Genomic DNA, 11,500 nt, shown 5'->3' on the forward strand with positions numbered 1-11,500 from the left:
AATAGAAGGATAATTACAGGACTCGCAACGCTTTCGCGAGTCCCTCTTTTTGCGCAATGTAAGGGTGTCAGTATGATCACAATTGACGGTAATGGTGCGGTTGCTTCGGTCGCATTTCGTACCAGCGAGGTTATCGCCATCTACCCGATTACGCCCAGTTCGACGATGGCGGAACAGGCCGATGCCTGGGCCGGAAATGGGCTTAAAAACGTGTGGGGAGATATCCCTCGCGTCGTAGAAATGCAGTCGGAAGGCGGTGCGATTGCGACCGTTCACGGCGCGTTGCAGACCGGTGCGCTCTCTACGTCGTTTACCTCATCACAGGGTTTGCTGTTGATGATCCCAACGCTGTACAAACTGGCCGGTCAGTTGACCCCGTTTGTACTGCACGTTGCAGCGCGAACTATTGCCACGCACGCGTTATCGATCTTTGGCGATCATTCCGACGTGATGGCTGTACGCCAAACCGGATGCGCGATGCTGTGCGCCAGTAGCGTTCAGGAAGCGCAGGATTTTGCGCTAATTTCGCAAATGGCCACCCTGAAAAGCCGGGTTCCGTTTATTCATTTCTTTGATGGATTCCGTACATCACATGAAATCAATAAAATTGTGCCGCTGGCTGATAACACCATCCTCGGGCTGATGCCTCAGGCGGAGATCGATGCTCACCGCGCTCGGGCACTAAATCCAGAGCATCCGGTTATCCGCGGTACATCAGCGAATCCGGACACCTACTTCCAGTCACGCGAAGCGACAAACCCATGGTACAACGCGGTTTACGATCACGTAGAACAGGCGATGAACGACTTCGCCGTAGCCACGGGCCGCCAGTACCAGCCATTTGAATATTACGGTCATCCGCAGGCAGAACGCGTCATTATTTTAATGGGCTCGGCGATTGGCACCAGTGAAGAAGTTGTCGAAGAGCTGATGGCGCACGGCGAGAAAGTGGGTGTGCTGAAAGTCCGTCTGTTCCGCCCCTTCTCCGCCAAACATTTACTGCGCGCGCTGCCGGAAAGCGCGCGCAGCATCGCCGTTCTGGATCGCACCAAAGAACCCGGCGCGCAGGCAGAACCATTATATCTGGATGTCATGACCGCGCTGGCGGAAGCTTTTAACTGTGGCGAACGAGAAACCTTACCGCGTGTGATTGGCGGACGCTATGGTCTTTCGTCCAAAGAGTTTGGCCCCGACTGCGTCATGGCGGTCTTTAATGAGTTGAATAGCACGAAACCTAAACCACGCTTCACGGTCGGTATCTATGATGATGTCACCAATCTGTCATTGTCGTTGCCGGAAAACACCCTGCCCGGCACCGCTAAGCTCGAAGCGCTGTTTTACGGCCTGGGTAGCGATGGCAGCGTGTCGGCCACCAAAAACAATATCAAGATTATCGGTAACTCTACGCCATGGTATGCGCAGGGTTATTTCGTGTATGACTCGAAAAAAGCAGGCGGCCTGACCGTCTCCCACCTGCGCGTCAGTGAGCACCCCATTCGTTCAGCGTATCTGGTTTCACAAGCCGATTTTGTCGGCTGCCACCAGTTGCAATTTATCGATAAGTACCAGATGGCCGAACGCCTGAAACCTGGCGGTATATTCCTGCTTAATACCCCATACAGTGTGGATGAAGTCTGGGCGCGTCTGCCGCAGGAAGTTCAGGCGGTGCTGAATCAGAAGAAAGCCCGTTTCTACGTGATTAATGCGGCTAAAATCGCCCGTGAGTGTGGTCTGGCGGCGCGTATAAACACCGTGATGCAAATGGCGTTCTTCCACCTGACGCAAATTTTACCAGGCGACAGCGCGCTGGCAGAGTTGCAGGGGGCGATTGCGAAAAGCTACAGCAGTAAAGGCCAGGATCTGGTCGAACGTAACTGGCAGGCGCTGGCTCTGGCGCGTGAATCCGTCGCCGAAGTGGCCCTGCAGCCTGTTGATCCGCATAGCGCCAACCGCCCACCGGTGGTTTCTGATGCCGCACCAGATTTCGTGAAAACCGTCACCGCAGCAATGCTTGCCGGTCTGGGCGATGCGCTGCCCGTTTCCGCGCTGCCGCCGGACGGTACCTGGCCAATGGGGACTACGCGTTGGGAAAAACGCAATATCGCCGAAGAGATCCCAATCTGGAAAGAAGAGCTGTGTACGCAATGTAACCACTGCGTTGCCGCCTGCCCGCACTCGGCTATCCGCGCCAAGGTGGTTTCCCCAGAAGCGATGGAAAACGCCCCTGCCAGCCTGCATTCTCTGGATGTGAAATCACGCGATATGCGCGGCCAGAAATATGTCCTGCAGGTTGCGCCTGAAGATTGCACCGGTTGTAATCTGTGCGTCGAAGTGTGCCCGGCGAAAGATCGCCAAAATCCTGAGATCAAAGCCATCAATATGATGTCGCGCCTTGAGCATGTCGAAGAAGAAAAAGTTAACTATGACTTCTTCCTCGAGCTGCCGGAGATTGATCGCACCAAACTGGAACGTATTGATATTCGCACCTCGCAGTTGATTACACCGCTATTTGAATATTCCGGCGCCTGCTCAGGCTGTGGTGAAACGCCGTATATCAAACTGCTTACGCAGTTGTACGGTGACCGCATGTTGATTGCGAATGCCACCGGGTGTTCATCAATTTATGGCGGTAACCTGCCCTCAACGCCATACACCACCGATGCCAATGGGCGTGGGCCAGCATGGGCAAACTCGCTGTTTGAAGATAACGCCGAGTTTGGTCTGGGCTTCCGTCTGACGGTGGATCAACACCGGGCGCGCGTTATGCGTCTGCTGGAGCAGTTTGCCGATAACATCCCGGCTGAACTCAATGACGCTTTGCACGCAGAAGCCACGCCGGAGGTCCGTCGTGAGCAAGTCGCGGCCCTGCGCGAGCATCTGAAAGATGTCGAAGGCGCACAGCAGTTGTTAACCGATGCTGATGCGTTAGTCGAGAAATCTATCTGGCTGATTGGCGGCGATGGCTGGGCCTACGATATTGGCTTCGGCGGGTTGGATCACGTTCTTAGCCTGACCGAGAACGTCAATATTCTGGTGCTGGATACCCAGTGTTACTCCAACACGGGCGGACAAGCGTCAAAAGCCACGCCTCTTGGGGCCGTCACTAAATTTGGGGAGCACGGCAAACGTAAGGCTCGTAAAGATCTTGGCGTCAGTATGATGATGTACGGGCATGTTTATGTCGCGCAGATTTCCCTGGGTGCCCAGTTGAACCAGACGGTGAAAGCTATCCAGGAAGCGGAATCCTATCCGGGGCCGTCGCTGATTATCGCGTATAGCCCTTGTGAAGAGCATGGTTATGATCTCGCGTTGAGCCACGATCAGATGCGTCAGCTCACGGCAACCGGATTCTGGCCGCTGTATCGCTTTGATCCGCGTCGTGCAGACGAAGGTAAACTGCCGCTGGCGCTGGATTCTCGCCCGCCGTCAGATGCTTTGGCTGAAACTTTACTTAACGAGCAACGCTTCCGCCGCTTAAATGCCCAACAGCCTGAAGTCGCTGAACAGCTGTGGAAAGACGCAACAGCCGATCTGCAAAAACGCTACGATTTCCTGGCGCAACTGGCAGGTAAAGCGGAAAAGAGCGGAACCGAGTAATACGTTTAGATCACTATTAAAGTGGAACGAAAAAAAAGCCCGAACAGTTGTTCGGGCTTGTCAATTTATTCGCTGGCTAATTAATATTGGCTATCAATACGACAACGAAAAAATAAAACGTGACAATAAAGGCATATAACACGCGCAGAATAGCTCAACAAAATTCACTTGTATAATTTTTATTTTATATATATTAAATCCATACATTCATAATAATTATCACTGTTTCTGTAGAATTATTTATTTAAGGTTTTACTTAAGACGTAACAATTCATATTTATCTGTTTACGGAACTTCTCCTTTAGCATGCTTTTACTCCCTACATGGGTAGTCACAGGTTAATAAAAAAACTAAAGGATTATTTCAATGAACAGAAAAGTACTGGCTCTCGTAATTCCTGCCCTGCTGGCTGCAGGCGCGGCTCACGCTGCTGAAGTTTATAATAAAGACGGCAACAAATTAGATCTCTATGGCAAAGTAGACGGCCTGCATTACTTCTCTGACGACGCGAACAGCGATGGCGATCAGACTTATATGCGTATGGGCTTCAAAGGCGAAACCCAGGTTAACGATATGATCACCGGCTATGGCCAGTGGGAATATCAGGTTCAGGCTAACACTACCGAAAACGATAAAGGTAACTCCTGGACTCGTCTGGCGTTCGCGGGTATTAAAGTTGGTGACTACGGCTCATTCGACTACGGTCGTAACTACGGCGTACTGTACGATGTGGAAGCCTGGACCGATATGCTGCCAGAATTCGGTGGTGACTCCTACACCAAAGCGGATAACTTCATGACCGGTCGTGCTAACGGCGTAGCGACCTACCGTAACACCGACTTCTTTGGTCTGGTTGACGGTCTGAACGTTGCACTGCAGTACCAGGGTGCTAACGAAAATCAGGTTACCAACGAGCAGGAAGGCACCAATAACGGTGGCGACCGTAATATTAAGAACTCCAACGGTGACGGCTTCGGTATCTCCTCTACCTACGATCTGGGCATGGGCGTAAGCTTCGGTGCTGCCTATACCTCTTCTGACCGTACCAACGAGCAGGTGAACCATTCTACCGCTGGTGGCGATAAAGCTGATGCGTGGACTGCTGGCCTGAAATACGATGCGAATAACATCTATCTGGCAACCATGTACTCCGAAACCCGTAATATGACTCCGTATGGCGGCTCTGACGGTAGTGATAATACTATTGCCAACAAAACTCAGAACTTCGAAGTTACTGCGCAATACCAGTTCGATTTTGGTCTGCGTCCGGAAGTGTCTTTCCTGATGTCTAAGGGTAAAGATCTGAATATGCCTGGTAATGCTGCAAGCCCTGCAGGAACTACTGGCGATAAAGATCTGGTTAAATATGCTTCTGTAGGTGCGACTTACTTCTTCAACAAAAACTTCTCCACCTACGTTGATTACAAAATCAACCTGCTGGACGAAGACGACAGCTTCTACACTCGCAATGACATCTCTACCGATGACACTGTAGCTCTGGGTATGGTTTACCAGTTCTAATTTTGTCAGCCCGCCGGCAACGGCGGGTTTTCTTTCTGTTATCGCAATTCTGTTTTATCCAGATCAAAACATTATATCTGTTGCTTCAAAACACATCCCTGATAGATGATATATTGCATAAAAACCTGTAGTAGAGGATACCTGCAATGAATCATCACCCTGTAAAATCATCCCGTATTGCATCCGTCGGTTATGACGAATCCTCCTGCACGCTTGAAATTCGCTTTCATCAATTGTCTACGCTGCAATACCAGCATGTGCCTGCCCGTATTTTTCGTGATTTCCTGAGCGTAGTCTCTAAAGGTCGATTTTATGATGGGGTAATAAAAGGAAAATTCCCTGAAATCAAAATAAAGTGATGCCAAAATGTGATCTTTGTCATTGTACATAAAGTGCCATTACGCGGTAAGCTTTAGATGGATACTTAAACAGGAGGTTTTATGAACAGAACGATTCTTGTACCCATCGATATTTCAGACTCAGAATTAACTCAACGCGTTATTGCCCATGTTGAAGCAGAAGCAAAAATTGACGATGCGCAGGTCCATTTTTTGACCGTTATTCCGTCACTGCCCTATTACGCTTCCCTGGGACTGGCCTACTCGGCAGAGTTGCCGGCCATGGACGATCTGAAAGCCGAAGCGAAATCTCAACTGGAAGAGATTATCAAGAAGTTCAATATCCCAACGGACAGAGTGCACGTTCATGTCGCGGAAGGTGCGCCGAAAGATAAAATTCTGGAGATGGCTAAAAAATTACCGGCTGATATGGTCGTTATCGCTTCTCACCGACCTGACATCACCACTTACCTGCTGGGTTCTAACGCCGCGGCCGTGGTGCGTCATGCTGAGTGTTCAGTTCTGGTTGTCCGCTAAGCTGTTTGGCCCGCACATCGTGGCGGGCTTTTTGTTTTCCCCTTCATACCCCCGATTCCTGTCCTAAATGTGCTGACATTTTTCCCGCTTATCCGTACCATACACGCCACGGTTTTTATATCAGACTTCTTTTGCCGGACTATCCGGCGTGATGCATACTCTTCTGATGCCACACTATGAATTGAGCCTCTATTAAATGTCGCAAAATCAAGATATTAGTAAGAAAGAACAATACAACCTGAACAAATTGCAAAAACGTCTGCGTCGCAACGTGGGCGAAGCGATTGCCGACTTCAATATGATCGAAGACGGCGATCGCATTATGGTGTGCCTTTCCGGAGGGAAAGACAGCTATACCATGCTGGAGATCCTGCGTAATTTGCAGCAAAGCGCCCCGATCAGTTTTTCCTTAGTTGCGGTTAACCTCGATCAGAAACAACCCGGCTTCCCCGAGCATATTCTGCCGGAGTATCTGCAACAGTTGGGTGTTGAGTATAAAATCGTCGAAGAAAACACCTACGGGATCGTCAAAGATAAAATTCCTGAAGGCAAAACGACCTGCTCGCTCTGCTCTCGCCTGCGTCGCGGCATTCTGTACCGCACGGCAACCGAGTTAGGCGCCACCAAGATTGCGCTCGGCCACCATCGTGATGACATCCTGCAAACGCTGTTTTTAAACATGTTCTATGGCGGGAAAATGAAAGGTATGCCGCCGAAGCTGATGAGCGATGACGGTAAGCACATCGTGATCCGTCCACTGGCCTACTGCCGTGAGAAAGATATTGAGCGTTTCTCCGAAGCGAAAGGTTTCCCGATTATTCCGTGTAACCTGTGCGGCTCCCAGCCTAATCTGCAACGTCAGGTCATCGCTGATATGCTGCGCGACTGGGACAAACGCTATCCAGGCCGCATTGAAACCATGTTCAGCGCAATGCAGAACGTTGTGCCTTCTCATTTGAGTGATATCAATCTGTTCGATTTTAAAGGCATCAAACACGGTTCAGAGGTGGTGGACGGTGGTGATTTAGCGTTTGACCGCGAAGAGATCCCGCTGCAACCCGCGGGCTGGCAGCCAGAAGAGGATGATACCCAACTGGATGCGCTGCGCCTGAACGTGGTGGAAGTGAAGTAACTTATCATGCCAGATAAGCGGAGCGCCATCAGGCGCTCCGACGCGCATTTATTTCAATAAACGAACGCGGCAGGTCTTGCCTTTAATCTTACCGTTTTGCAATTGTTTCCATGCCTTATGCGCCACAGTCTGGCGAACAGCGACGTAAACATGCGCCGGATGGACGGCGATTTTGCCGATATCAGCGCCAGCCAGACCAATATCACCGGTCAGAGCGCCCAGAACATCGCCGGGACGCATTTTAGCCTTTTTACCGCCATCAATGCATAACGTAGCCATCTCAGCATCCAGCGGCAGAATTGAACCATTGCCCGGCGCTGGCAACCAGTTCAGTTTTAGCTGCAGCATTTCAGCCAGGATATTGGCACGTTGCGCTTCTTCCGGCGCGCAGAAACTAATCGCCAGACCGCTGTTGCCAGCGCGAGCGGTACGGCCAATACGATGGACATGAACTTCCGGATCCCACGCCAGTTCGAAATTAACCACCAGTTCCAGCGACTTGATATCCAGGCCACGCGCGGCCACATCGGTAGCGACCAGTACACGTGCGCTACCGTTGGCAAAACGTACCAGCGTCTGATCGCGATCGCGCTGTTCAAGATCGCCATGCAATGAGAGTGCGCTTTGCCCCGCCGCATTCAGTGCATCGCATACGGCCTGACAATCTTTTTTGGTATTACAAAAAACCACACAGGATGCAGGCTGGTGCTGGCTGAGCAATTTTTGCAGCAACGGAATTTTGCCGTGGCTGGACGTTTCAAAAAACTGCTGTTCAATAGCTGGCAGCGCATCAACCGTATCAATTTCGATCGTTAGCGGATCTTTCTGTACCCGGCCGCTGATGGCGGCAATCGCCTCCGGCCAGGTCGCAGAAAAAAGCAAGGTCTGACGTGATGCAGGCGCAAAGCGGATCACCTCATCAATCGCGTCGCTAAAACCCATATCCAACATACGGTCGGCTTCATCCATCACCAGCGTATTCAGGGCATCCAGAGAAACGGTGCCTTTTTGCAGGTGGTCAAGTAAACGCCCCGGCGTGGCGACAATAATATGTGGCGCATGTTGCAGGGAGTCACGCTGTGCGCCAAAGGGCTGGCCGCCGCACAGGGTTAAGATCTTAGTATTTGGCAGAAAGCGCGCTAAACGACGCAGTTCCCCTGCCACCTGGTCGGCAAGTTCACGCGTTGGGCACAACACGAGAGACTGCGTCTGAAACAGCGCGGCATCAATATGCTGCAACAACCCCAGACCAAAAGCAGCCGTTTTGCCACTGCCGGTTTTAGCCTGCACGCGAACATCCCTCCCCGCCAGGATTGCCGGTAACGCAGCAGCCTGAACAGGCGTCATTTCAAGGTAACCCAGCTCGTTGAGGTTCTCGAGTTGGGCGGCAGGTAAAACATTCAGGGTTGAAAAAGCGGTCACAATTTAATCTCGCGGTAAAAACTCACATTCAGCAGGCGCGTATCCTCGCAGATCTGCGCCCGCGATGCGACAATTTAATCGGCTCCTCATCCGGTGGCGGATCCGGCATCGGCTGCGGACGAGGTAGCGGATCGGGAACAGGAACCGGGTCGGTGGGTAGCGAATCAGCGTTTGGTACTTGCCACTGTAGCATTGCAATCAGACAGGTCATATAGCCCTCCAGTCATCAGGTTGACTCTTTTAGGGTAGACGCTGATTTCCTGCAGGCAAAAAAAAGCCGACTAATCTAAGTCGGCGTCGTACGAATCAATTGTGCTATGCAGTAATTCAAAAAAGGAAGTAAGACAATATGGAGCGCAACGCCCATCGCTTGACGTTGCATTCACCTGCGAGTGAGATATTGCCCCGAATAGGTAGATGGTTTATTGACTTCGCTCAAAAACCTGGCCGTTTTCATGCGCAAAAGCCACTAAAAAATGTTGTTGTTACAACCATTTACTACGATGCAACCATAAAGTAACACCACCAATCAGGACCACTAACAGAATACAGAAAAATGAGAAACCAAACTGCCAGCCGCCGCCGGGGATACCACCGAGGTTAACGCCAAACAGTCCGGTTAAAAATGTACTGGGTAGGAAAACCATCGCCATCAAGGACATTGTATAAGTTCGGCGCGCCAGAGACTCCTGCATAACCTGCGCAATTTCGTCCGCCATGATACCGGTCCGGGCGATACAGGCGTCTATCTCATCCAGCCCTCTTCCCAGCCTGTCGGCGATATCCTGCATCCGTCGCCGATGATCGTCGGTCATCCAGGCTAAACGCTCACTCGCCAGGCGCGCATAGACATCGCGCTGAGGTGCCATATAGCGGCGCATCACAATCAGTTGCTTGCGCAGTAATGCCAGGAACCCGCGCGGGGGGATTTGCTGATCGAGCAGATTATCTTCCAGGTCTATAATCTTGTCGTGCAGTTGCTCGATAAACTCGCTGGCATGATCGGTTAACGCATCGCAGACATCCACCAGCCAGCTACCGCAGTCAGCCGGCCCTGTACCTTCCTGGAGATCGCTGACCACATCATCCAGTGCCAGTACTTTGCGCTGGCGCGTTGAGACAATCAGACGTTCATCCATATACAAGCGCATAGCGACCAGTTGGTCAGGTCGCTCGTCGGTGCTGCCATTAATACAACGCAGCGTGATCAACGTACCTTCCCCGACTCTGCTTACACGTGGGCGCGTACTTTCACCCGCCAGCGCATCACGCACATTATTAGGAAGCAGAGGCGTGGTCGCCAGCCATTGCGCACTTTCAGAATGGGTATAATTAAGATGCAGCCAGCAGGGATGCTGAGCGTCGATAACATCGTTATTTTCCAGCGTTTTCACCCCACCACGGCCATCCAGCAGCCAGGCAAACACGGCATCCGGCACATTAACATCCGTTCCCTTAATGGCTTCCACAGCGCCTCCACAAACATTCAGCTTTTTTCGATAGTCTAGCCGTCAGAATAGGTTAAGCAATATCTCATTGTCCCATTGCGCTGAAATGATTCATAAAAGTATCTGATAACAGAAAAAGCGCCGACGAATGCGACGCTTGTGGTGAGAGAGAGAGAGATCCTGTTATGCTCGCTGGCGTATTGCAGGCTCAAGATTTTTACTTAAGCGAAATTGATGGGTTCGGGACTGGAGATCAATCACCTGGTTTTTCAGGATGCCCGAGGAATCAGAAAGCTCATCCACCATGGCGGCATTACTTTGGGTTACGTTCTCCAGTTCGGCCAGAGCATGAGTGATCCTGATAATCCCTTTCTCCTGCTCCTGGGTAGTCGTTAATATCTCGCCCATCAACTGGTTTAATTGTCCGGCGCCCCCGACGATATCCTGCATATTTTTTTCTGCTTCGCGTACGATAGCCGCGCCTTGCTGAACATTTTGATGGGTTTGGGCAATCAGCTGTTTAATATTTTTAGCTGCATCTGCGCTGCGGTGCGCCAGCTTCCTTACTTCACCAGCCACCACGGAAAACCCTTTTCCATGCTCCCCGGCCCTCGCCGCTTCCACCGCTGCATTCAATGCCAGAATATTTGTCTGGAATGCGATACCATCTATCAGCGTAATAATTTCGGTCATCTGCTCCGCGCATTCGGTGATTGAACGCATATTTGCCGCCACCTGCACCATTAATTCGCCTCCCTGTCGGGCGCACTGCGTAGCAATTGTCGCCTGAGCGCTGGCTATTTGCGTGTTATCAGCATTATTTCGCGTATTCACCGCGATCTCATCCATGTTGGCAGCCGTCTGCATTAATGCTCCGGATTGCTGTTCTGTTTTCACTGAAAGCTCAGCGCTGCGTTCTGCAAGCTGTTCTGAGAGCGCCATCGCCGTTTGTGAGGATATCCTGATCTCATTCACAAGTGTTGAAATATTACTTGATAAGCTATTGATGCCTGGTATAAGTCTACCCGCGCAATTATTACCAAATTCTGGAATGCTGATCGCCAGATTTCCGGACGTAACCTCTTCAATACTTCTTTTAACCGTATTAATCGGCATCACCAGATATTTGGTCATATACCACCACAGACATAATAGAGAAATAATGCTTACCGAATTGCTGCCAATAATAACATCAATACCGGCTGCAAGTATTATCTCCACCACATTAAGAGTCACTGCTGTTATTACCAGAAATAAAACAATAAAAGTCCTGACGCTAATATTATTTAACATTTTAGCCCTGTTTACCAAGAAAATGAGGTGAATATTATTTTTTATAGCACCTGCCATGCAAATTGCCATTACCCTGATACAAAAGGCGAATATTCAATAAGAGTCGGCAGCCCTTTCACTTAAATCACAGAATGATGCTGATTATTTGTCTTAATCTGGTGGTTTGTTCTACCAAAAATGATTGCCAGGCTTGTTATCAGATTATTGTGATG

Annotated in this window: 9 protein-coding genes; 5 read left to right on the forward strand and 4 right to left on the reverse strand. The window is 50.5% G+C overall.

Annotation, left to right across the window (positions count from 1 at the left end):
• Positions 1-72 precede the first annotated feature (72 nt).
• The 5 genes from nifJ (at position 73) to ttcA (ending at position 7,125) form a co-directional block, all read left to right on the forward strand.
• On the forward strand, positions 73-3,597 hold the full coding sequence (gene nifJ / locus KQJ18_RS00340) for a pyruvate:ferredoxin (flavodoxin) oxidoreductase (protein WP_216421206.1): 3,525 nt from the start codon (positions 73-75) through the stop codon (positions 3,595-3,597).
• 366 nt (positions 3,598-3,963) lie between these two features.
• Entirely contained in the window at positions 3,964-5,118 is a 1,155-nt protein-coding gene (gene ompC / locus KQJ18_RS00345) for a porin OmpC (RefSeq protein ID WP_110497982.1), read from the forward strand.
• 146 nt (positions 5,119-5,264) lie between these two features.
• Positions 5,265-5,477 (forward strand): KTSC domain-containing protein, encoded by a 213-nt coding sequence (locus KQJ18_RS00350; protein ID WP_069324961.1) that lies wholly within the window; start codon positions 5,265-5,267, stop codon positions 5,475-5,477.
• A gap of 81 nt (positions 5,478-5,558) precedes the next feature.
• A complete protein-coding gene (gene uspF, locus KQJ18_RS00355) occupies positions 5,559-5,993 on the forward strand; it encodes a universal stress protein UspF (RefSeq protein ID WP_085048138.1) in 435 nt (144 codons plus the stop codon).
• 196 nt (positions 5,994-6,189) lie between these two features.
• Entirely contained in the window at positions 6,190-7,125 is a 936-nt protein-coding gene (gene ttcA, locus KQJ18_RS00360) for a tRNA 2-thiocytidine(32) synthetase TtcA (protein WP_038640822.1), read from the forward strand.
• A 48-nt stretch (positions 7,126-7,173) separates the two neighbouring features.
• Here ttcA and dbpA read toward each other — a convergent pair whose 3' ends face one another.
• From dbpA to KQJ18_RS00380, 4 genes are all read right to left on the reverse strand, one after another.
• Positions 7,174-8,547 (reverse strand): ATP-dependent RNA helicase DbpA, encoded by a 1,374-nt coding sequence (gene dbpA, locus KQJ18_RS00365; protein WP_085048137.1) that lies wholly within the window; start codon positions 8,545-8,547, stop codon positions 7,174-7,176.
• A gap of 28 nt (positions 8,548-8,575) precedes the next feature.
• A complete protein-coding gene (locus KQJ18_RS00370) occupies positions 8,576-8,758 on the reverse strand; it encodes a hypothetical protein (RefSeq protein WP_071888136.1) in 183 nt (60 codons plus the stop codon).
• Positions 8,759-9,032: 274 nt separating this feature from the next.
• A complete protein-coding gene (gene zntB / locus KQJ18_RS00375) occupies positions 9,033-10,016 on the reverse strand; it encodes a zinc transporter ZntB (RefSeq protein ID WP_038640826.1) in 984 nt (327 codons plus the stop codon).
• 162 nt (positions 10,017-10,178) lie between these two features.
• Positions 10,179-11,288 (reverse strand): methyl-accepting chemotaxis protein, encoded by a 1,110-nt coding sequence (locus tag KQJ18_RS00380; protein ID WP_216421211.1) that lies wholly within the window; start codon positions 11,286-11,288, stop codon positions 10,179-10,181.
• Positions 11,289-11,500: the final 212 nt, after the last annotated feature.

It is taken from the genome of Citrobacter sp. S55_ASV_140 (genome assembly GCF_018919505.1).
Classification (GTDB): domain Bacteria; phylum Pseudomonadota; class Gammaproteobacteria; order Enterobacterales; family Enterobacteriaceae; genus Citrobacter; species Citrobacter werkmanii.